The sequence below is a fragment of the Lysinibacillus sp. Bpr_S20 genome, assembly GCF_023337835.1.
Taxonomy (GTDB): domain Bacteria; phylum Bacillota; class Bacilli; order Bacillales_A; family Planococcaceae; genus Lysinibacillus.
Map to the genome: position 1 here is coordinate 1 of NZ_JALNLQ010000016.1, position 21917 is coordinate 21917.

A 21917-nucleotide genomic window follows, 5' to 3' on the forward strand; every position below is an offset into this window, starting at 1 on the left:
GACAATAGTCTAGTGATGATGGCAAAGAGGTCACACCCGTTCCCATACCGAACACGGAAGTTAAGCTCTTTAGCGCCAATGGTAGTTGGGGGCTTCCCCCTGTGAGAGTAGGACGTCGCTAGGCAATTTAGACAGTCAGCTGTATGCTGGCTTTTTTTTTATATTTAAATGTTAGTACGGACACAAAGTTAAAGCGTGAAACAATGTAAGCGGCAACTACAAATACTAGTTATCGTAGTTGCTCTTTTTCGACTGTATTCTAAAAATTAAGCTTATAATGCTGCTTCTTATGAATCAAAAATTAATAAATCCAAAACTCCAAAGATTTGTGGAATCTACTTAATCAAAGGTGGTGCCTAACAAAAATAGAGACTATAAAAATGAAAAAAATATAAAAAAACAATAAAAAAATATTGCAGGTATTATTTTTCTATGATATATTTATAAATGTCTTAGAGAGGTCCCGTGGTGTAGCGGTTAACATGCCTGCCTGTCACGCAGGAGATCGCCGGTTCGATCCCGGTCGGGACCGCCATTATAAACGATAATATAGTTCTTATGATGCTTTTCAATCATAAGAACTTTTTTTATTGTTAATATAAGGAAATTAGTGGATATCGATAAATTTAGTATTATATTTTTTTAGGGGCATGGATTTGTAGATCAAAGTTAATGTCCCAACACTTAAACCAAAATATCTCGTTAGCAAAGATTCTAGGCTGTTTATGTAAACACGCTATGAAGGCGTGCAGTCAGTTACCAGATCGCTTGAAGAAAAATAGAGCATTAAACAATAAGACTCATAATCAGGTTTTACGGCCGGTTAACCCCCTAATTAAACCTTCTTTGCTTTCGCTGAATTTTGAGGTGAGTTTTGTACCTAACGCTTCGCTAACGGTACAGAAAAATAACAGCCCGTTAATAAGGGTGACTATTTATATCGATTCCTCTCGTATGAAGAATTTGGAGGTGTTAGTATGCGAAAATATTTTTACATAAAACGTCTTAATATAACTTTGTTTATAGGTGCTATTGTAATACTAGCAGGCTGTGGAGATCCTATTTTAGATATAGAGGAGTCCAATGCGTACCACTGGCAGAAAAATATGAATCAAGCCGAATTTGAAAAATTAAAAGAAGGTATGACATATATGGAAGTAGTAAAAATTGCAGGGGGAGCAGGGGAATTAGTAAAAGATGGTCAATACCGCTGGAATGATGAAATACTTATGACCAAAACATATATAGTGCGATTTAAAGATGATAAATTGGTAGATAAAAAGGTTAGTGAGGTCAAGGGGCATAAAAAATAAGCGCGCTTTTTATAAGCATGTTTTATCTTTATTCAGTATCGTCAACGAAGTTTGGTTAGCCAAGACTTACTGTTTCAGGCTAATGATGAATTGCATAAGCTTTATGCAAGTGGCGTCGAAACGATCTTATATGGCAAGGTTTGGTCTTGTATAAAAACCTATGCCATTATCTTTTTGTTAGATACACAGTAATTTATATTTGTCGACAAGCTGAACAATTACGCCAAGGTGTAATTGTTTTTTTTGAAACCCATTGGATGTTTTGAACATTTACGCTAGTTTCGGTAAACTAGAGGTAATGGAGCTAGGAGAGGAAAAAGAGATGATGTATGAAAAAATAATGAATTCACTTGATGATACGGAGAATTTTGCGTTGAAGCTAGCAAGCTTATTAGAAGCCCAGGATACAATTACATTAGAGGGTGATTTGGGCGCTGGTAAGACGACATTTACGAAAGCATTAGCGAAGGGACTTGGCGTGACGAGAACGGTCAATAGCCCAACATTTACGATTGTAAAGCAATATGAAGGGCGTTTACCATTTAATCATTTAGATGTTTATCGTTTAGCAGAAAGCGATGAAGATCTTGGCTGGGACGAACTATTTTATAGTGATGCGGTATCAGTTGTCGAGTGGGCTCATTTGATTGAGCAGGATTTACCACAGGAGCGTCTTGGAATAGAAATTTACCGAATCGGAGAAAATCAACGACGATTTGTATTAACACCTCGTGGAAAGCGATATGAGGCATTATGTGAGGAGCTAATGAAATGATTTGGTTAGGGATTGAAACAGCGAATGCACCACTTTCTATTGCGGTAATAAGGGATGGGAAAGTGATCGCGGAGATTGTACAAAATATAAAATTAACACATTCAGCAGGTGCTATGCCGGCCATTGAAGAAGTGCTAGCAAAGGCCGGTATAAAGCCAAGCGAGTTGGATGCGATTGCTGTATCACAGGGACCTGGTTCTTATACAGGTGTACGAATAGGTGTAACGCTTGCTAAAACATTAGCTTGGACATTGAAAAAGCCTTTAGTTGGAATATCTAGCTTAAAGTCATTGGCTGCAAATGCAGCAATATATGATGGATTTATTTGTCCTATTTTTGATGCACGAAGAGGCAATGTCTATACGGCCGTTTATAAAGGACGTGAGCTTGAAACAGTCATAGATGATTATCACGATCATATTGAGGGCTTGTTAGAGCGTTTACAGGCTTTAGAGGCACCAATTTTATTTATTGGGGTAGATGTAGATATTTTTTGGCATAAAATCGTAGAGGTTCTAGGTGATTATGCGCAACGTATACCTTTTAGTAATGACTTACCACGAGCAAGTGAAACCGTTCGATTAGCGTCGAAAATGGAGCTACCGAGTGTGGATGAAGTTCATCATTTTGTCCCGCAATACAAACGTATTGCAGAGGCGGAGGCTAATTGGCTGAAGGAACAAAAGGAGAAGGCACATGAGTAGTAATGTAACATATCGTAAAATGGTATCTGAAGATGTCCCAGTAGTGTATGAAATTGAGCTTGCTACATTTCCTGCACCATGGACGTTAGATTCTTTTTATTATGAAGTGCATGAAAATCAGTATGCGCATTATGTGCTTGCTATAGATGAATATAATAACATTATAGGTTTTTGTGGAATGTGGATGGTTATAGACGCAGCGCAAATTACAAACGTTGCCGTTATTGAGGCTGCTCGGGGTCGGGGAATTGGTGAAGGTTTAATGCGTGAGGCAATGCGTATTGCTAGAGAGCATACTATGGAAGTTATGAGTTTAGAGGTACGAGTAACAAATACAGTTGCTCAAAATCTTTATCGAAAGCTTGATTTCCAGGACGGCGGCATACGTAAAGGCTATTATACAGATAACGGGGAGGATGCCCTTGTCATGTGGGTGAATTTATGATGGAAGATCGAATTATATTAGCAATAGAATCAAGCTGTGATGAAACAGCAGCAGCAATTATTCGAAATGGCTCTGAAATTGTTTCAAATGTAGTTGCATCTCAAATAGAAAGTCATAAACGGTTTGGTGGCGTTGTACCTGAAATTGCATCTCGTCATCATGTTGAGCAAATTACATTGGTCATAGAAGAAGCGTTAGTACAGGCAAATATGGCGCCAGAGGATTTAGATGCTGTGGCAGTTACTGAGGGACCTGGTCTTGTGGGTGCATTGTTAATTGGGATTAATGCCGCAAAGGCCTTTGCATTTGCCAATAATTTACCGATTATAGGTGTACATCATATAGCTGGACATATATATGCTAATGCACTTGTGCAGCCAATGGAATTCCCATTGTTAGCGCTTGTTGTATCAGGTGGCCATACAGAGCTAGTTTATATGAAAGAACATGGCTCTTTTGAAGTCATCGGTGAGACAAGAGATGATGCAGCAGGGGAGGCTTATGATAAGGTAGCTCGTGTTTTAAATTTACCATATCCAGGTGGTCCGCGAATCGATAAATTAGCACATGAGGGAGAAGAGGCTGTATCCTTCCCAAGAGTGTGGTTAGAAGAAGATTCATATGATTTTAGCTTTAGCGGTTTGAAATCAGCGGTTATCAATTATAAGCATAACATGGATCAGCGTGGAGAAGAGATTTCTCCGACTGCTGTTGCAAAAGGATTTCAAGATAGCGTAGTTGAAGTGCTAACAGCGAAAACATTACGGGCAGCACGTGAATATAAAGTGAAACAAGTTATTGCAGCTGGAGGTGTAGCGGCAAATAAAGGCTTACGTACATCGCTTGAGTCTGTATTTGTGGAAGAAGGTATTCCGTTGTATGTACCGCCATTAAAACTGTGTACAGATAATGCCGCTATGATAGGGGCAGCAGCAACACCTATGTTTGAAGCAGGTATTCGTGGGAATTTATCAATGAATGGTCGCCCTGGAATGGAGTTAAAATCCTGGGTGTAAGATAGAAAAAGGGGTATTTTAGATTTGATTCTAAAATACCTCTTTTGGTTTTTGCGAAAAAAATGTAGAGAAAACATTTTACATAAGAAAATTTGAGTTTGGTTCAGTTGACAAATTTTTCAGAAAATTATCCACAGGCAAAGCAGAAATAAAAGAGCGAACATTCGTACTTATGCACAAAATGTTGATAACTTGTGTATAACTTGTGATTATTCAATATATAGTAGGCTATTTTGCACAGAATAATGTGAATAAAATATTTTTGAATTGTGGACAATGTGGAAAAGTCTGTTGATATGTTGGTATTACTAGATTTATAGTGTGTATAAAGTTGTGGGCATTTTTTGTCGAAAAATAGCACTTGACCAATATATATGAAAAAACAACACGAGTAAAGTAAAAAGCCATGCGACAAGGCGCATGGCTTTACAATTAATATTCCTCCTCATAGGGAAGGATATTATAAAATTATATTTTCAAGTTCCTCACTTAGCTCAAGCCATTCCATTTCGAACAACTCATACTGTTCCTTAGCAGTTGATAATTCCTCTTGAAGCTGAGTAATTTTTTCGTGATCTGTAAAAATCTCAGGATCGCAAAGAGCTTCTTCTAAGCGGGCTATTTCAGTATTGACATGCTGCATTTCCCCCTCTAGTTCCTCAAGTGCGCGTCTAATTTGGCGTTCCCTTTTTTTAGCCTCTTTATCAATTTTAGAGGTAGAGAGTTTCTCAGGAACATCAGCTTGTACTTGCGGTTGAGAGGCAGCCTTCATTTGAGCAATTTCTAGGAGCTCTTGTTTCTTTTCAAGATAATAATCATAGTCACCTAAGTACTCAAAGGAACCATCACCGGATAGTTCGATTACTTTAGTAGTAATTCGATTGATGAAATATCGGTCATGTGATACAAATAAGAGCGTTCCAGGATAATCAATCAGTGCATTTTCTAGTATTTCTTTACTGTCTAAGTCTAAGTGATTGGTAGGCTCATCGAGAATTAAGAAATTTGCCTTTTGCATCATCAACTTAGCTAATGCAAGTCTAGCCTTTTCTCCACCAGATAAAGATGACACGATTTTATCTACATCTTCTCCACTGAATAAGAAACGGCCTAGCACTGTGCGAATATCTTTTTCATTCATTAAAGGCCATTCATCCCATAGCTCTTTTAGAACACTTTTGTTGCTTGATAGCTTGGCCTGTTCTTGATCATAATAACCAATTTGAACATTTGTACCATAGCGAATCTCTCCAGAGAGTGGTAGCAAGTCTTTGACGATAGTTTTTAACAAAGTAGATTTACCAACGCCATTTGGTCCAACAAGTGCAATACGATCTTCCCGGAAAGTACGTAATGTGATGCCGTCTGATATTTTCTTATCACCGTAACCAATAGCTAAGTCATCGACAGATAATACATCGTTACCACTTTGACGTTCAATTGTAAAACCGAAGCTTGCTGATTTTTCATCACCATCAGGGGAGTCCATCCATTCCGTTCGTTCAAGCATTTTACGACGGCTTTGTGCCATTTTAGTCGTAGAAGCACGAGCGATGTTTTTTTGAATAAATTCTTCAAGTTTTGCCTTTTCATCTTGCTGACGTTCATAAAGCTTTAAATCACGTTCATAATTTTTCGCTTTTTCATCTAAATAGGCACTATAATTGCCTGTATATTTTGTGACGCGATGACGAGAGACTTCGTAGACAATGGAAACAACCTGGTCTAAGAAGTAGCGGTCATGGGAAACAATTAGGATAGCTCCTTCATAGCCTTTTAAATATGATTCCAACCAAGAGAGGGTTTCAATATCTAAATGGTTAGTAGGTTCATCGAGTATTAATAGGTCAGGTTTACTTAAAAGAAGCTTAGCAAGTGCTAATCGAGTCCTTTGCCCCCCTGATAGTGAGCTAATTGGCTTTTCGTAATCATTAGGATAGAACTGCATGCCATGAAGCACAGAACGCGTATCAGATTCATACTGATAGCCACCTGCATCTTTAAAATTATGCTGTAAATGATCGTATTCAGACATTATTTTTGCATATAAAGTTGGATTTTCATAAACAGCTGGGTCGGCCATTTGTTGTTCTAATGATCGTATTGTTTGTTCTTGGGCAATAAGTGGCTCAAAAATTGTCATCATTTCATCCCAAATTGACAATGTTGAGTTTAATCCAGCATGCTGCTCTAAGTACCCAATTTGTATACCTTTAGGGATAATAATATCGCCAGAGTCATAGGACAGTTGGCCAGCAATTATTTTAAGTAAAGTAGACTTACCAGCACCGTTACGACCTACTAATGCAACACGGTCACGATGTTGAACCTCTAATTTTACGCCACTTAAAATTTCATCTGCAAGGAAGGATTTATATAGTTGATTGACCTGTAAAACAATCATTCTTGACACCTCAATTCTTCCTTAGTGTAATAGATGTGCGATTGCCTTGCAATGTCGATGCTTTACTTATTCCAAGCTGTCATGTAAGATTGAAACGATTTCCCTTTAGTTAGTGGCGTAAAAGCGCCATTAACTAAAGGGAAATACTCCAGTGAATAGTATAAACTTAGAAATTAAGCATGTATCATAAGTAGATACATTATAAGGAGGAAAAAGTTTGAAACAAGAATTAAAAATTCCACAAGCCACTACGAAAAGACTTCCTCTTTACTATCGATTTATCCAAAACTTTGCACAAGAAGGCATGGAACGCATTTCGTCGAAGGAACTGAGTGAAGCAATGAAAATTGACTCTGCAACTATTCGCCGCGATTTTTCTTATTTTGGTGCTCTTGGGAAAAAGGGATACGGCTATGATGTGCAGCATCTCTTAAAATTTTTTAGTCAAACGCTCGATCAACATGAAGCGACAAAGGTAGCGTTAATCGGTGTAGGGAATCTAGGCAGTGCTTTACTAAAATATAATTTTCAAAAAAATCATAATACTCATATCGTTGTGGCATTTGACTCAAAGGCCCCAAAGGAAGGGAAGATGATTAGCAATATTCCTGTTTTTCATCCTGATTTATTGGAAGAAAAGTATGCAGAATATGGGGCGGAGCTTGCAATTTTAACAGTTTCACCACGCTCTGCACAGAAAATGGCTGATAGATTAGCGGTCATGAACGCAAAAGGAATTTTGAACTTTACGCCAGAGCGTATTACTGTACCAGATAAAATGCAACTTTTAACAATTGATTTGTCGGTAGAATTGCAGGCACTTATTTATTTAATTCGTAATCAGGAAGAGTGAATAATTACATAGTGCATTGAAAACTTAGTAAACAGTTTGAACTATTATATTTGTATATTTAAAAAATTAGTCTTAAAAATTTCACATATATTTAGTTAGCCAAATACTCATACTTGAGTTAAAATGTATCATATATAAGAGGAGGTGGCTGAAATGGGTATCGGTCCTATGAGCTTGGTCATTATCGGAATTGTAGCTATCTTAATTTTTGGTCCTAAAAAGTTACCAGAGTTAGGGAAAGCTATGGGGTCTACACTTCGTGAGTTTAAAAATGCTACCAAAGGGTTAGTAGAAGATGAAGATAATGATAAAGATAAAAAGAAAGTCATCGAACACGATGATAAGTAACTGAAGGATGTCTTTCTAATATGAATGCAAACGATCAAACTGTCATTGAGCATATAGAAGAATTAAGGAAACGACTTTACTTCGCAGTCGTTTTCTTTGTTATTGCGATTGTCGGGGCGTTTTTTTTAGCGGAGCCGCTTATTCATTTTTTACAAAGCAGTGAAACAGCACAAAGCTTCTCATTAAACGCTTTCAGAATCACAGATTCTATAAAAATTTATTTTCAAATGATTTTTTATATTGCTTTTTTGTTGACCTCTCCCATTATTTTATATCAGCTATGGGCATTTATTTCACCAGGACTATATGAAAAAGAACGTAAAGTCACATTAAGTTATATACCATTCACTTTTATATTATTTTTATCTGGAATTGTTTTTTCTTACTTTATTTTATTTCCATATGTATTAAACTTTATGATTGAGTTATCTGCTCGCCTCGGAGTGAAGTTAACAATTGGAATAAATGAATACTTTTCGTTTTTATTTCAAATAACTTTGCCTTTTGGATTTATATTCCAATTACCGATTATACTTTTATTTTTTGCTCGTCTTGGAATTTTAAATCCACAAATAATGGCAAAAAACAGAAAGTACGCCTATTTTGCACTTTTTGTAATCGCGGCTATGATAACACCGCCTGATTTAATGAGTCATTTAATCGTAACGGTGCCGATGTTTATGCTCTATGAGTTTAGTATTTGGGTTGCTAAGATAGGCTATCGTAAATATTTAAAATCAGAAGAGTTACGTTTAAAAGAAGAACGAGAAGCTGAGCAAAAACGCCAAGTTGAAGAGGCACTTGAACAGCAGAGACGTCAAATCGAAGAATTAAATCAACAATAGCAGAAGCTCGATGCTAATTAGTGGCATCGGGCTTTTTCGTCAGCTTACTTTAACTAAAAATCAGTGGGAAGAAAAACTCCCACTGATTTTTATTGCATTTTTTCTAGTTCTTGAAGAAACTTTTGGATTGGTTCTGCATACACTTGTACAAGTGTCACAAAACCGTTCAGCATGACGTGGGCGATAATGGACGTCCAAATGCGTTTCGTTTTGTGATATAAGAAGGCAAAAATCAATCCACAAATTGTATAAAGCAAAATATGTGTAAAGTCGTTATGAATAAGTGCAAAGAAAATGGCGCTTACGATAGCGGCTACCCAGAAATTAGTTGTTTGGACAAGCGATCCAAAAATCACACGGCGGAAGACGAACTCTTCTAATATTGGTCCAAATACGACAATCGCGAATATCGCAATAGGAGCACCTTTTGCAATATTGACAATATCAGCTGTGTTTTGCGACCCGCCTTGGATACCGAATATAGCCATTTCGATTGCTGCGCCAATCATTTGGCCAAAGAAAACTAAGAAGAAACCAATAATTCCCCACATAATTGACAGTGGTATCGTTTCTTTCTTTCCTTGATAAATATCCCAAAATGTTTTATCGCGAGATGTTATGATTAAGCTTACAATTAACGCAATGGCAAAGCTAAGTGCGATATACCAGCCTGGCGTTATTAGAGCAGCTTGCTCACTAGGTAAACCGGTTGTACTCATAACAAGCTTGTGAAACGGTTTTACCAGCCATGTACCTGATAATTGCATGAGGATATAGATCAGTAAAACATACAGGGCTGTTTTTTTATGTTTAATTATTTTTTGAGAATTGGTCACAGTCAAAATCCTTTCCATTTCATTATGCTACCTTTCTATTGTAGAGGAATATGGAAAGAAAACAAAATTTTTCGAAGTTCTGACTTGCAAAAAAAAGTGTGATTGATTATCATAATAATTGTGTTAGCACTCAACTAGATAGAGTGCTAATAAACATAAAACATATATTTCACTAATAGGAGGTTGTTTCACTTGTTAAGACCACTAGGAGATCGTATTGTAATCGAACTAATCGAGGTAGAAGAAAAATCTGCATTCGGTATTGTGCTGCCAGACTCTGCAAAAGAAAAACCACAAGAAGGTAAAGTTGTAGCAGTTGGGACGGGTCGTATATTAGAGAACGGGCAACGTGTAGAGCTTGACGTTAAAGTTGACGACCGCATTATTTTCTCTAAATACTCTGGTACAGAAGTTAAATTTGAAGGTAATGAATACCTAATTTTACGCGAAAGCGATATTCTTGCAATTATTGAATAAGTTAATAGTTTTGTAAGTTAGTGATTGTCACAGATAAACAAATGTATTGGTGACAATGACAGTATGGCGAAATTTCTATAAATATATTGATGAAGCTTAACGAATATTCCATTTCAGGAGGGTAAATTCAAATGGCAAAAGATATTAAATTCTCAGAAGACGCTCGTTCATTAATGCTACAAGGTGTAGATAAATTAGCAAACGCAGTAAAAATTACTCTAGGGCCTAAAGGTCGTAACGTAGTTTTAGAAAAAAAATTCGGTTCACCACTTATTACAAATGATGGTGTAACAATTGCAAAAGAAATTGAGCTAGAAAATCCATACGAAAATATGGGTGCAAAATTAGTAGCAGAAGTTGCTTCTAAAACAAACGAAATCGCTGGTGACGGAACAACAACTGCGACAGTATTAGCACAAGCAATTATTCGTGAAGGCTTGAAAAACGTAACAGCTGGTGCAAATCCTGTGGGCATTCGTAAAGGGATCGACAAAGCAGTTGCAGCAGCTCTAACTGAATTACACGCTATTTCTCGCCCAGTAAGCAACAAAGAAGAAATCGCACAAGTTGCGGCTATCTCTGCTGCTGATGATGAAGTAGGACACTTAATCGCTGAAGCAATGGAACGTGTGGGTAACGATGGTGTTATTACAATTGAAGAATCTAAAGGCTTCACAACTGAGCTTGATGTAGTGGAAGGTATGCAATTCGACCGTGGTTATGCATCACACTACATGGTAACAGATACAGATAAAATGGAAGCGGTATTAGACAACCCATACATTTTAATCACTGATAAAAAAATTACAAACATCCAAGAAGTATTACCATTATTAGAACAAGTGGTGCAACAAGGTCGTCCATTATTAATCATCGCTGAAGATGTTGAAGGTGAAGCTCTTGCAACACTTGTAGTGAACAAACTACGTGGTACTTTCAATGCTGTAGCGGTTAAAGCTCCAGGATTTGGTGACCGTCGTAAAGCAATGCTTGAAGATATCGCTATTTTAACAGGTGGTCAAGTTATTACAGAAGAATTAGGCTTAGATCTTAAAACAGCTGATGTTACATCACTTGGTCGCGCTGCAAAAGTTGTTGTAACAAAAGACAATACAACAATCGTAGAAGGTGTTGGCGGTGCAGATGCAATCGAAGGCCGTATTGGTCAAATCCGTGCTCAACTTGCTGAAACAACTTCAGAATTCGATAAAGAAAAATTACAAGAACGCCTTGCAAAATTAGCAGGTGGTGTAGCAGTCATCAAAGTTGGTGCTGCAACAGAAACAGAACTAAAAGAACGCAAACTTCGCATTGAAGATGCTCTTAACTCTACTCGTGCAGCAGTTGAAGAAGGCATCGTATCAGGTGGTGGTACTGCACTTCTTAACGTATACGCAGCAGTTGAAAAAGTTGCAGATGCAGAAGAAGGCGATGTAGCAACTGGTGTGAAAATTGTTCTACGTGCTTTAGAAGAGCCAGTTCGTCAAATCGCAAACAATGCTGGTCTAGAAGGCTCAATTATCGTCGATCGCCTAAAACGCGAAGAAATCGGTGTAGGCTTCAACGCTGCAACAGGCGAATGGGTAAACATGATTGAAGCGGGTGTAGTAGACCCAGCGAAAGTAACTCGCTCAGCTCTACAAAACGCAGCATCTGTAGCAGCTCTATTCTTAACAACAGAAGCAGTTGTGGCAGACATTCCAGAACCAGCTGGCGCAGCAATGCCAGATATGTCTGGTATGGGCGGCATGCCAGGAATGATGTAATCTACGGCTCCAGCCCAAAAAATCACTTCTCAAATTTGTGAAGTGATTTTTTTATGCATTAGTGAATATTTTCCAGTGAATCGCTGATAAAATATGGACAATCGCTGATAAACCTAGCGAAATCGCTGATAAATCTCCGGCAATCGCTGATAAACCTTCAACAGCTGCTGATAAAGAAGAGCAAACCTGTAATATAAACTATAAAAAGGCTATCCATAGTTCGTTTAGAACTTCTGGGTAGCCTTTTTGCTATAGTCGTTATCATGAACTCCCAATTATGTTAGGTGACAAATCTACATTCCTGGTAGGTTTAATCCAGGGAAGCCTGGATATCCGCCTGGAAATGGCATCGGACGTGGTGGATATGGATGCGGCGGACGTGGCGGATATGGTTGTGGTGGACGTGGTGGATATGGATGCGGCGGACGTGGTGGATATGGATGCGGCGGACGTGGTGGATATGGATGCGGTGGACGTGGTGGATATGGATGTGGAGGGTGTGGTGGATAAGGCTGCGGAGGGCGCGGTGGATATGGATGTGGCGGACGTGGTGGATATGGTTGCGAAGGGCGTGGTGGATACGGTAATGGGTTTAAAGATGGATAAGGGCTACCAGATGGCATTGTAGGGTGAAACGGAATGTTAACATCAAGATCTTCGGGATTTAATCTAGGGTTGACCAATGAAACACACCTTTCTTCGCTTTTTCTTTTCTAACATATGTCCACTATTATGGATGTCATAGGCATTAAACTAGTATTGATGGATAAATATAATATGTTAAAAAGGAAAATGTTATAAAATATATCAAATTTAATTATAATAGAAGGAAATATCATTAAAGGATGTTAATGAAATGACCATTATAAAAATCAAGAAAATAAAGGTACAAAATTTACGAAATGTACGACATGGTGAAATGGTGTTAACGGTAGATTTCGAGACGTTTTTGAAGGCTAATGTTGTAGGCTTATACGGACAAAATGGTTCAGGGAAAACCACTATTGTTGATGCATTTGGCTTGTTAAAAGCACTTATTTCCGGCTGGATTGCTGAAATTAAATTACCATCTCAGGAAAAGAAATTAATCATGGCAGGGGAGGATACGGCAAGTATTGAATTCGATTTTCTAGTAGAAAATCAATTTGGCACATTCTTTCTCAATTATTATGTAGAGCTACAAGCAGATGAAAATAGACTGTACACAACAGTTGAACGTTTAGCTTACAGAGAAAATGAGAAAGGGAAGCGGTCAAAGATTCTAATTAATGTTACAGAGGAAGACATACAACTACGTAAAGCAAGTCTTTCTGATATGAATGAAAAAACACGTATCCAATTACTAGTCACTCATCAATTATCTAAAAAACAATATATGTCCTTTGTCTTCCACAAAGATTTAAAGCCATTATTACAGGACAAGTTATCAGCGTTAGAAATGCAATTGCTTCATAATGTAGCAATAGATTTTAATCAGGATTTACATGTCGTTAATAATCAAAATATCGCACCATTATTTGAAGAGCGCAGTATGCCATTTAGTATTCATCTTGAAAAAACTCGTGGTTCTATCCCTTACAATTTGAAGGGGCCAGCGTTATTGCCAGAGGACACGTTTTATGTGTTATGCGAAGTAATAGAGCAAAGTAATCAAGTATTATCAGCAATTATTCCAGGTCTGTCTATAAAGATTCATGTACTGACAAAACAAACAATGGATAATGGAGAAAAAGGAATCCGTTTTGAATTTTTATCGCAGCGAGGGGAGCGCGAATTACCATTACGGACAGAGTCAGAAGGAATTTTAAAAATTATTTCTGTGCTTAGTGTACTTATTGCAGTTTACAATAACCCAAATGCTTGTGTAGTGATTGATGAATTAGATTCTGGGGTTTTTGAATATTTGTTAGGCGAGTTGTTAACAGTGATTGATGAGGGCGGAAAAGGCCAGCTTATTTTTACGTCTCATAATTTACGTGTGTTAGAGGTGTTAGCTATTAAAAACTTATGGTTTACGACAACGAATGAAGATCGCCGTTATATACAGCTAAAGGGCATTAAAGAAGTAAATAATGCTCGAGATGTTTATTTACGTGCAATACAGTTGGGCGGACAGGATGAAGAGGTTTATAAGGAAACGAAGACATTTAAAATAAAGCGTGCCTTTAGAAAAGCTGGTGTCCAGCGTGACTAAAAAGGTTCTGTTAATTATTGTAGAGGGGCAGACGGAGCAAATTGTGTTAGAGGATTTTCTAGATGAACATTTTGCCAATGCAACCATTCGCTTTGATGTACAACGGGAGGATATTTTAACGAAGTGGGATGCTAATAAACGAATACCTAATATTAAAAATAGTGTTGCACGGGTGATTCAGAACTATTTGGAGAAGTATAAGTTTTTAGCGAAGGATTTAACTGCTGTCGTTCATATTACTGATGCAGACGGTTGTTTTATTGCCCCCGAATTTGTCAAGGTGAAGGAAGATATTGAGCAAAATTTATACTATACAGAAGATGCAATATTGGTGAAATCTGAAAAACGTAAGGCGCAAATTGAACAACGAAATGAAATGAAGGCGAATAATGCCAAAATCCTTGTGGCGAATGATCATTTTAGCATTCATCGATTAAAAATACCGTATCAACTATTTTATTTTTCTACAAATTTGGAGCATGTATTATGGGATGAGCGCAATGAAGTAGCAACGGAAAAGGTTCCAAAGGCTGATGAATTTATCGAAGGTTTATCGGGTTCCATAGAAGAATTTTTAAAAGAATTTCTTCCTGTTAACGCTGAGCTTCCGTATAAAGAAAAAGTGAAAATGAGCTGGTCATTTTTAATGGAGGGTTGTAATTCGTTACAGCGCGGAACGAATGTACCGTTATTATTTGAAATGATTAAATCAGATGTACAACCTCAATGATTATTAGTCTTAGGCAGTTAATGTTCATGTCCTCAATTAATTGTTGGAGGGTATTTATCTTCGCTTTCGCAGTAGCTCTGATGTCCCGAGGAAAAGCGCTTAATCGGAACAAGAATCACCCCCTCATTTTGCAGAAGAGCTAACGTTCATCGCCTTTTAACCTTTGTTGAACATGTCATGAATATTTTGAGAAATAAGGTTCATTCGTTGTAACAAGCGAATGATCTTTTTTTATTTCAGGAAATCTGTTCTTAATAGACAATGACATTTTTTCCTTTCTTAATTCATAAGCTTTATAGGTGTGATTTTATCAAGCTAGAAGGAGGCACTGACATTCAAATACATGTTGTACGGGCAGGACAGTCCTTATGGGGTATTGCACAGTCGTACGGGACAACAGTTCAAAGTATTGTAGATGCCAATCAAATTCCTGAACCAAATCGATTAGTTATCGGGCAAGCTCTTGTGATACCGATTGTCGGAAATTTCTATTATGTGCAGTCAGGAGATAGTCTATATTCAATCGGTCAACGCTTTGGCATCAATTATTTAAACCTTGCTCAGGTAAATAATATAAATCCGAGTCAACCTTTATCGATTGGTATGCGACTTTATATTCCACCTCAACCCAAAACAAGAGCTGAAACATTAGCATATTTAGAACCGAGAGGGACATTTGTTAGTGAGGCATTACTGAATCAAGCAAGAGAAGCGGGTCCATTTTTAACTTATCTTGCTCTATTTAGCTATGAGGCAAGGCGAGATGGAACGCTTAAGAGACCTCCAAGCCAAGGTGTGGCACAAATTGCAAATGATACAGGTGCATCTCTAGCAATGGTTGTCTCAAACTTGGAGAATTTTAGTTTTAGTGGTGATTTAGCGAAAGATATTTTTCAAAGTACAGCCGTACAGGATTTACTCTTCAATAATATTCTTGAAGAGGCAAAGCGTTTAGGAACCGTTAAAGATATTCATTTTGATTTCGAAAATTTGCCAGGCGATCAACGTGAGGCGTATAACAGTTTTTTAAGGAGAGCTGTAAGTCGATTCCATCCCCAAGGGTATACCGTATCGACAGCGCTAGCTCCCAAAACAAGTGCTAGTGAGCGAGGCCCATGGACAGAGGCGCACGATTATAAAGCACATGGAGAAATAGTCGATTTTGTTATGTTAATGACTTATGAATGGGGGTATTCCGCAGGACCACCTATGGCAGTGTCGCCGCTTCCAGAAGTTGAAGCGGTTGTTAAATATGCAGTAAGTGAGATACCTCGGAACAAGATCATACTTGGACAGAATTTATATGGGTATAACTGGACACTGCCTTTTGTACAGGGAGGACCTAATGCAGAAGCAGTTAGTCCACAAAGAGCAATCGAAATTGCTAAGAAATACAATGCTGCTATTCAGTTTGATTTGAGGTCTCAAGCTCCGTTCTTTGAATACTATGATGAGCAAGGTAGAGCACATGTGGTGTGGTTCGAGGACGCAAGATCAATTCAAGCAAAGTTTAATTTAATCAAACAGTACAAACTCCGAGGAGTTGGTTATTGGAAGTTGGGTCTACCATTCCCGCAAAATTGGTTATTAATAGGGTCAAACTTTGATGTAGTAAAGAAATGAGAATCTTAAAGAACAAGAAAATAGCTTTATATCACAGTTCTATTTTCTTTCAAGAATGAATAATCTGAAATTATATTCCCATTTATGGAAATATATATTATAATGATGGAAAACGATGTTTTAGGAGGTATATATTGGGTAAATTTAAAAAGTTAGGTATCATACTAACATCAACTGCATTTTCTGTCGGTGTACTTTCGCCAATGGCACAAGCTTCAGCAAACGTAAAAGAACCGCAAGAGAGAGTTGCCATTCAAGTGGCTTCAACAGAAACAAAAATAACAAAAAGTATGCTTATTAAGCAATTGAATACACTATTCCCAGACAAGTTCAATTTCGTAACAGAGAAAGATTTTTCAATGGGGGAAGCTCATTACTTTAATGATGACAAAACAATCCGCTATGATTTAAGCTTCTATAAGACAATCAATGGCAAAGACGTATATGGTGATTTTACTTTTAAAGGTGAAAATTTAGAATTAGAGAATTTCCACTATCAGCCTATCAATATAGCGGATGCATTGTACCCTGTGAAGTATTCAGAGAGTGAGGCAAAAAAAATTGCCCAAGACTTCCTAAAGAAACTGCCGAATACTGCGAATTACAAGCTTCTTGAAGACAATATTTATGATGATTTTGGTTTTAGTAGACCTCTATCTGAACCAATTACGTATTCATTCGCTTATTCGCCTACACACAATGGTGTGGAATTGAGTAATCAGTATATTAATATTGACGTTCTAGCAAATGGTGAAGTAACAGGTATGTATCGTAATACTGATTCTACTAGTAAGGCAACATTTGATAGCTTAGAACAGAAAAAGAATGAGTCAGATATACTTGCACAGATTCGTAAAAACTTGTCAGTTGATTTACGTTATATGGTTGACTATAACTACCAAACGGAAGAAGCTATTGCTAAGCTTGTGTATATGCCGCCAACAAGCTTCAATGGTGTACATGCAATAAACGGGAAGTGGCAAACAATGGATGGTTTCACTTCTGAAGTACCAAAGGTAAAAGGTGTAGAAAAACTAACATCTAAACCACTAGAACCAAGAAAGAAAAATCTTACATTAGCAGAAGTTGAAGAGTTAGCGAAGTCTTTCTTAAAAGTTGATTCTGACAAAGTTAAGCTACAAATTGATTCGGTTAGAGAAAGAGAAAACGAAAATGGCGAGACGATTTATACAGTAGATTATATGTATGAATCTGGAAATCGTGGCTATGGCATGTCAATTGAAGTGAACAAGGCAACAGGTGAAATAGTCCACTACGAGGATATACGTAGCGAATTTGTAGAGACCGATGATAAGGTAGAACCAATTTCAAAAGATGCTGCGTTAGGAAAGGCGATAGACTACTTAAAAGAGTGGGCTCCGTCATATATTCATAACTATTCAAAGCCAATAGATGATACAGTATATAACAAAAACAGCAAACAGTATTATTTCTCCTTCCCACGTATTGTCAATGGCATTGCCGTAGTAGGGGATGAAATTTCTGTTGGTATAAGTGCAGATGGGAAATTGAGTTCTTTACATGTTAATCATCGGAAAATTGATAATTGGCCGTCTGTAAACAAAGTTATCCCTGCTGATAAAGCAAAAGCAACGTTCAATGAGGGAGTAAAGTTGAAGCTACAGTATGCAAAACAGGATGATAAAAATAATCACCATTATGATTTAGTATACTCTCCAGTTTATAATGGAAGCTTGTTCAATGGTATTGATGCAACAACTGGTGAATGGCTTCAAAAAGTGGATGATTCCAAAGAAAAACCAGCTATTTCACATCCAACAGCTGGCGGTGAATTAACTTATTTACTACGCCAAAATGTATTAGAGATTAAAGATCCAGCAAACTTTAATGCTGATACAGCTGTAAACAAGGGAGAAGCTTTGAAAATTTTAGTTAGATCATTATCATACCGATATGATAATATTGGTCCGTACGGAAGAGATGACGATCAGCAATCCTTTAATAACATTGATAAAAATCATCCATTATACGGAGTCGTTGAACAAGCAGTAAGAATGGGTATTTTAAAACCGGCAGATCAATTTGCAGTAGATACAGCATTGACTCGTCAAGAGCTAGCAGAATGGCTAGTACGTGTATTACATTTAGAGAATGCTGCTAAGCATAGTGACATTTACAAATTAAACTTTGCTGATGCAAGCTCAATTGACCCAGCGTACGCAGGTTACATTGCTTTAGCAAGTGCAATGGGATTAATGGATGGACAGCAAAATAAATTCAATGCTACTGAAAAAGTGACGTATGCTGATTTAGCAATATCTACAGTGCGTCTAGCAAAGGCTGTTAATGAAGAAAACGGCGGCCGACATTACTATTAATTTATAAATGAAAGGGCATCTCCTAATTTTTAGAGAGATGTCCTTTTTAACTTCTTTCAGTAAGTGTTTTAGTAGCGACAGGTACAGAAGTCTCCAATCTATAAGCTAATTCTGGACGCAATTACGCAGAGGCAAAATTGCTGACTACAGTAAACTAAAGGATTGCTGTTTAGAAGTTTATATGTTATTATTATCTCGAATTAAAGATAAATTAATTCGAAGTATGTGAAAAGAGGAAGTCGTATGAAGGAAGATAATCGTAATTTAAAAGCTTTTACGGTATTGTTCAGGGCTTATCAAACGATTCAAGATGCAACAAAAAGAGATTTACTTCAATACGATTTAAATCAGACCGAATTTTCGGTACTTGAGTTTTTATATCACCATGGTGAGCAACCAATTCAAGTGATTGGAAAGAAAATATTAATCGCAAGCAGTAGTATTACGTACGTTATTGATAAGCTCGAACAAAAAGATTTTGTATATCGACGTGCTTGTCCGAAGGATCGTCGTGTCACATATGTTTTATTAACATCTAAAGGACAAACGTTAATGGAAGAAATATTTCCAAAGCATGAACAAAAAATTAATGAGATTTTTGAAGTATTAGATCAACAGGAGATGGACACAATGATTCTGTCTCTGAAAAAAGTTGGTTTGAATGCAGTTGAAAAATAAAAAATTTTACGTAAATATCTCGAAATCGAGATAATAGGGGGAATAAAAATGAATCATTTAAAAGGGATTCACCATGTTACTGCTATTACAAGTAGTGCGGAAGAGAATTATAAATTTTTTACGTATGTGTTAGGAATGCGATTAGTGAAAAAAACGGTTAATCAAGATGATATCCAAACATATCATTTATTCTTTGCAGATGATAAAGGTAGCGCCGGCACGGATATGACATTTTTTGATTTTCCAAACATTCCAAAAGGTGTACATGGAACAAATGAAATTTCAAAAACTTCTTTCCGCGTGCCAACAGATGCAGCATTGGACTACTGGTTAAAACGTTTTGATCGATTAAATGTCAAACATACAGGTATTCAAGAACAATTTGGCAAGAAAGTTTTATCATTTGTTGATTTTGATGATCAGCAATATCAACTTATTTCTGATGAAAACAACACAGGTGTTGCATCAGGTACGCCATGGCAAGATGGACCGATTCCCCTTGAATATGCAATTACAGGCCTTGGTCCAATTTTTGTAAGAGTGGCTAATTTTAAATATTTCAAAGAAGTACTAGAAAAAGTGATGCTCTTTACAGAAGTTGCAGAAGAAGGAGACTTCCACCTATTCGAGGTAGGGGAAGGCGGAAACGGTGCACAAATCGTTGTAGAACTAAATACAGTTTTACCGGTAGCCCGTCAAGGCTTCGGTACAGTACACCATGCTGCATTCCGTGTAGAGGATCGAGCTGTATTAGATGAATGGACTGAACGTTTTGAAAGCTTTGGCTTCCATACTTCTGGTTATGTAAATCGTCATTTCTTTGAATCACTTTATGCACGAGTAGCACCACAAATTTTATTTGAGCTAGCTACTGATGGCCCAGGATTTATGGGGGATGAGCCTTACGAAACTTTAGGTGAGAAATTGTCGTTACCTCCATTTTTAGAGCCAAAACGTGCACAAATTGAAATGCTAGTTCGTCCTATTGATACTGTAAGAAGTACGATTACGTTCGATAAAGAATATTAATAAGATCATTTTTTCCATTCAGTAGTTAAACATTTAGCTTTTGCTGAATGGATTACATACTCTTAGATTTCTAAAAAATGATTGGAGGTCAATAAGATGGAATTTGCAAAAGTACTAGATAAGCGTCGTTCTGTGAATAATTTTATAGAGGGCATCAAGATGGGCGAAGAAGATATACGTCCCATTTTGGAAGATGTTAAGCTCGCACCGTCCGCATTTAACTTACAACATACCAGTTACATCGTTGTGTTAGATGAAGAAAAAAAAGAAAAAGTAAGAGAAGCGGCATACGGGCAATATAAAATACACTCAGCTTCAGCGGTGGTACTTGTTTTAGGAGATAAAGAAGCCTATAAAAATACGGCTAATCTTAATCAAGGGATGGTAGACTTAGGTATTATTAATGCTCATGAGTTAGAAAATATGGTGGATGAAACGACTAAATTTTATGAAGAACGTGGCGAGGAATTTATGAAGGAGGAAGCTATTCGTAACGCTTCACTTTCAGCTATGTTATTTATGCTGGCAGCCAAAAACCGTGGATGGGATACTTGTCCAATGATCGGTTTTGATCAGCAACAAATGAGAGAACTTTTTCATGTGCCAGAAACACATGAAATTGCACTATTGATTACAATAGGGAAGGAAAAAGAAAGTAGTCGCCGCTTGCGTGGTTATCGTAAACCAGTTGAAGAATTTGCAATTTTCTATTAAAAATTGGTATAAAATAAGTGATTTTACAAATGATAGGTTTGAAGCCAAAAGCGGTTACTTTTGTTAAAACGTATACTTTGTAAATAGGTTGATTGGAGTGGAGGTTGGGTGACTCCTTTGGTAGCAAAAAAAGCGGCCAGCTGGAACGGAAATCGACCACACGGTTTGGTGATGATCCAAATAATAAAGTAATGTTCAAGTAGGGGGAAGAAATTATGAAAGTAGTAGCAATCGTAGGAAGTATCCGTAAAGAATCTTATAATATGCAATTAGCAAAATTTATTCAAAAACGTTATACAGAGAAATTTGATCTTGAAATAGCAAGCTTGAAAGATTTACCAATGTATAATCAAGATATCGAAAATGAAGCACCACAACCCGTACTTGATTTTAAAGCTAAAGTAAAAGCGGCAGATGCAGTTCTTTGGCTGACACCAGAATATAATGGCACAGTGCCAGGTGTTATGGTTAACGCCATCGATTGGTTATCCCGCGTTGATAAAGTGATGATTGGCAAGCCATCATTCATGATGGGGGCATCAATGGGTAACTTAGGTACTGTTAAAGCACAATTACATTTACGAGATATTTTATTCTCACCTGGAGTAAATTCACCATTACTTAGTGGTAATGACGTTTATATTGGAGCAGTGCACACTAAATTTGATACTGAAGGCAATTTAACAGATGAAGGCACAATCAAATTCCTTGATACAGTGATCGATAACTTCCTAAACTGGATGAAAAAATAAGATTAAAAATAAAAACGTCCCATAAGTATAACAATATACTTATGGGACATTTTTA

General features: G+C 37.2%; 21 protein-coding genes, 1 tRNA gene and 1 rRNA gene. 21 read left to right on the top strand and 2 right to left on the bottom strand.

What is annotated here, in order from left to right; all coding sequences use genetic code 11:
- The first annotated feature begins 8 nt into the window (after positions 1 to 8).
- The 7 genes from rrf to tsaD all read left to right on the top strand — a co-directional run bounded on the left by rrf (position 9) and on the right by tsaD (position 4253).
- Positions 9 to 124: ribosomal RNA gene (rrf, locus tag MWJ95_RS22895) — 5S ribosomal RNA — on the top strand.
- 335 nt (positions 125 to 459) lie between these two features.
- Positions 460 to 535: transfer RNA gene (locus MWJ95_RS22900), tRNA-Asp, on the top strand.
- 442 nt (positions 536 to 977) lie between these two features.
- The gene (locus MWJ95_RS22905) at positions 978 to 1313 is read left to right on the top strand and encodes a hypothetical protein (RefSeq protein WP_249075853.1); all 336 of its coding nucleotides are present in this window, start codon (positions 978 to 980) and stop codon (positions 1311 to 1313) included.
- A gap of 325 nt (positions 1314 to 1638) precedes the next feature.
- Complete coding sequence (tsaE, locus tag MWJ95_RS22910; protein ID WP_249075919.1) at positions 1639 to 2088, top strand: tRNA (adenosine(37)-N6)-threonylcarbamoyltransferase complex ATPase subunit type 1 TsaE; 450 nt, start codon at positions 1639 to 1641, stop codon at positions 2086 to 2088.
- Positions 2085 to 2792: a tRNA (adenosine(37)-N6)-threonylcarbamoyltransferase complex dimerization subunit type 1 TsaB gene (gene tsaB, locus MWJ95_RS22915; protein WP_249075854.1), complete on the top strand. Its 708-nt coding sequence runs from the start codon at positions 2085 to 2087 to the stop codon at positions 2790 to 2792. Before tsaE ends, tsaB begins: the two co-directional genes overlap by 4 nt.
- Positions 2785 to 3237, top strand: a complete 453-nt coding sequence (gene rimI, locus MWJ95_RS22920; protein ID WP_249075855.1) for a ribosomal protein S18-alanine N-acetyltransferase — start codon at positions 2785 to 2787, stop codon at positions 3235 to 3237. Before tsaB ends, rimI begins: the two co-directional genes overlap by 8 nt.
- Positions 3234 to 4253, top strand: a complete 1020-nt coding sequence (gene tsaD / locus MWJ95_RS22925; RefSeq protein ID WP_249075856.1) for a tRNA (adenosine(37)-N6)-threonylcarbamoyltransferase complex transferase subunit TsaD — start codon at positions 3234 to 3236, stop codon at positions 4251 to 4253. The genes rimI and tsaD overlap by 4 nt, the downstream gene beginning before the upstream one ends.
- A gap of 460 nt (positions 4254 to 4713) precedes the next feature.
- Here tsaD and MWJ95_RS22930 read toward each other — a convergent pair whose 3' ends face one another.
- Positions 4714 to 6657, bottom strand: a complete 1944-nt coding sequence (locus MWJ95_RS22930) for an ABC transporter ATP-binding protein (RefSeq protein WP_249075920.1) — start codon at positions 6655 to 6657, stop codon at positions 4714 to 4716.
- Positions 6658 to 6874: 217 nt separating this feature from the next.
- On the opposite strand from MWJ95_RS22930, the gene MWJ95_RS22935 reads away from it, so the two are divergent.
- From MWJ95_RS22935 to tatC, 3 genes are all read left to right on the top strand, one after another.
- A complete protein-coding gene (locus MWJ95_RS22935; RefSeq protein WP_132364235.1) occupies positions 6875 to 7510 on the top strand; it encodes a redox-sensing transcriptional repressor Rex in 636 nt (211 codons plus the stop codon).
- Between the two features lie 153 nt (positions 7511 to 7663).
- A complete protein-coding gene (locus tag MWJ95_RS22940) occupies positions 7664 to 7858 on the top strand; it encodes a twin-arginine translocase TatA/TatE family subunit (protein WP_249075857.1) in 195 nt (64 codons plus the stop codon).
- A gap of 20 nt (positions 7859 to 7878) precedes the next feature.
- Positions 7879 to 8703, top strand: coding sequence for a twin-arginine translocase subunit TatC (tatC, locus tag MWJ95_RS22945; RefSeq protein WP_249075858.1), 825 nt, complete (start codon positions 7879 to 7881; stop codon positions 8701 to 8703).
- Positions 8704 to 8792: 89 nt separating this feature from the next.
- Here tatC and MWJ95_RS22950 read toward each other — a convergent pair whose 3' ends face one another.
- Positions 8793 to 9557: a CPBP family intramembrane glutamic endopeptidase gene (locus MWJ95_RS22950; RefSeq protein WP_249075859.1), complete on the bottom strand. Its 765-nt coding sequence runs from the start codon at positions 9555 to 9557 to the stop codon at positions 8793 to 8795.
- Between the two features lie 174 nt (positions 9558 to 9731).
- On the opposite strand from MWJ95_RS22950, the gene groES reads away from it, so the two are divergent.
- The 11 genes from groES to MWJ95_RS23005 all read left to right on the top strand — a co-directional run bounded on the left by groES (position 9732) and on the right by MWJ95_RS23005 (position 21862).
- On the top strand, positions 9732 to 10016 hold the full coding sequence (groES, locus tag MWJ95_RS22955) for a co-chaperone GroES (RefSeq protein WP_249075860.1): 285 nt from the start codon (positions 9732 to 9734) through the stop codon (positions 10014 to 10016).
- Positions 10017 to 10147: 131 nt separating this feature from the next.
- A complete protein-coding gene (groL, locus tag MWJ95_RS22960; protein WP_249075861.1) occupies positions 10148 to 11782 on the top strand; it encodes a chaperonin GroEL in 1635 nt (544 codons plus the stop codon).
- A 277-nt stretch (positions 11783 to 12059) separates the two neighbouring features.
- Entirely contained in the window at positions 12060 to 12410 is a 351-nt protein-coding gene (locus MWJ95_RS22965) for a hypothetical protein (RefSeq protein WP_249107297.1), read from the top strand.
- 228 nt (positions 12411 to 12638) lie between these two features.
- Positions 12639 to 13976 (top strand): AAA family ATPase, encoded by a 1338-nt coding sequence (locus tag MWJ95_RS22970; protein WP_249107298.1) that lies wholly within the window; start codon positions 12639 to 12641, stop codon positions 13974 to 13976.
- Positions 13969 to 14706, top strand: a complete 738-nt coding sequence (locus tag MWJ95_RS22975; protein ID WP_249107299.1) for a hypothetical protein — start codon at positions 13969 to 13971, stop codon at positions 14704 to 14706. The genes MWJ95_RS22970 and MWJ95_RS22975 overlap by 8 nt, the downstream gene beginning before the upstream one ends.
- 450 nt (positions 14707 to 15156) lie before the next feature.
- Positions 15157 to 16329: a glycosyl hydrolase family 18 protein gene (locus tag MWJ95_RS22980; RefSeq protein ID WP_481817368.1), complete on the top strand. Its 1173-nt coding sequence runs from the start codon at positions 15157 to 15159 to the stop codon at positions 16327 to 16329.
- 134 nt (positions 16330 to 16463) lie between these two features.
- Positions 16464 to 18689 (top strand): YcdB/YcdC domain-containing protein, encoded by a 2226-nt coding sequence (locus MWJ95_RS22985; RefSeq protein WP_249107300.1) that lies wholly within the window; start codon positions 16464 to 16466, stop codon positions 18687 to 18689.
- A gap of 243 nt (positions 18690 to 18932) precedes the next feature.
- Positions 18933 to 19367, top strand: coding sequence for a MarR family winged helix-turn-helix transcriptional regulator (locus MWJ95_RS22990; RefSeq protein WP_249075866.1), 435 nt, complete (start codon positions 18933 to 18935; stop codon positions 19365 to 19367).
- A 48-nt stretch (positions 19368 to 19415) separates the two neighbouring features.
- Entirely contained in the window at positions 19416 to 20396 is a 981-nt protein-coding gene (locus MWJ95_RS22995; RefSeq protein WP_249075867.1) for a ring-cleaving dioxygenase, read from the top strand.
- A 96-nt stretch (positions 20397 to 20492) separates the two neighbouring features.
- A complete protein-coding gene (locus MWJ95_RS23000) occupies positions 20493 to 21110 on the top strand; it encodes a nitroreductase family protein (RefSeq protein ID WP_249075868.1) in 618 nt (205 codons plus the stop codon).
- A 215-nt stretch (positions 21111 to 21325) separates the two neighbouring features.
- Positions 21326 to 21862 (top strand): NADPH-dependent FMN reductase, encoded by a 537-nt coding sequence (locus tag MWJ95_RS23005; RefSeq protein WP_249107301.1) that lies wholly within the window; start codon positions 21326 to 21328, stop codon positions 21860 to 21862.
- Positions 21863 to 21917: the final 55 nt, after the last annotated feature.

What these genes read in the sequence shown, in the direction of transcription:
- MWJ95_RS22905 (WP_249075853.1), top strand. Translation starts at nt 978, where the DNA reads ATGCGAAAATATTTTTACATAAAACGTCTTAATATAACTTTGTTTATA.
- tsaE (WP_249075919.1), top strand. Translation starts at nt 1,639, where the DNA reads ATGTATGAAAAAATAATGAATTCACTTGATGATACGGAGAATTTTGCG.
- tsaB (WP_249075854.1), top strand. Translation starts at nt 2,085, where the DNA reads ATGATTTGGTTAGGGATTGAAACAGCGAATGCACCACTTTCTATTGCG.
- rimI (WP_249075855.1), top strand. Translation starts at nt 2,785, where the DNA reads ATGAGTAGTAATGTAACATATCGTAAAATGGTATCTGAAGATGTCCCA.
- tsaD (WP_249075856.1), top strand. Translation starts at nt 3,234, where the DNA reads ATGATGGAAGATCGAATTATATTAGCAATAGAATCAAGCTGTGATGAA.
- MWJ95_RS22930 (WP_249075920.1), bottom strand. Translation starts at nt 6,657, where the DNA reads ATGATTGTTTTACAGGTCAATCAACTATATAAATCCTTCCTTGCAGAT.
- MWJ95_RS22940 (WP_249075857.1), top strand. Translation starts at nt 7,664, where the DNA reads ATGGGTATCGGTCCTATGAGCTTGGTCATTATCGGAATTGTAGCTATC.
- tatC (WP_249075858.1), top strand. Translation starts at nt 7,879, where the DNA reads ATGAATGCAAACGATCAAACTGTCATTGAGCATATAGAAGAATTAAGG.
- MWJ95_RS22950 (WP_249075859.1), bottom strand. Translation starts at nt 9,557, where the DNA reads ATGGAAAGGATTTTGACTGTGACCAATTCTCAAAAAATAATTAAACAT.
- groL (WP_249075861.1), top strand. Translation starts at nt 10,148, where the DNA reads ATGGCAAAAGATATTAAATTCTCAGAAGACGCTCGTTCATTAATGCTA.
- MWJ95_RS22965 (WP_249107297.1), top strand. Translation starts at nt 12,060, where the DNA reads ATGTTAGGTGACAAATCTACATTCCTGGTAGGTTTAATCCAGGGAAGC.
- MWJ95_RS22970 (WP_249107298.1), top strand. Translation starts at nt 12,639, where the DNA reads ATGACCATTATAAAAATCAAGAAAATAAAGGTACAAAATTTACGAAAT.
- MWJ95_RS22990 (WP_249075866.1), top strand. Translation starts at nt 18,933, where the DNA reads ATGAAGGAAGATAATCGTAATTTAAAAGCTTTTACGGTATTGTTCAGG.
- MWJ95_RS22995 (WP_249075867.1), top strand. Translation starts at nt 19,416, where the DNA reads ATGAATCATTTAAAAGGGATTCACCATGTTACTGCTATTACAAGTAGT.
- MWJ95_RS23000 (WP_249075868.1), top strand. Translation starts at nt 20,493, where the DNA reads ATGGAATTTGCAAAAGTACTAGATAAGCGTCGTTCTGTGAATAATTTT.
- MWJ95_RS23005 (WP_249107301.1), top strand. Translation starts at nt 21,326, where the DNA reads ATGAAAGTAGTAGCAATCGTAGGAAGTATCCGTAAAGAATCTTATAAT.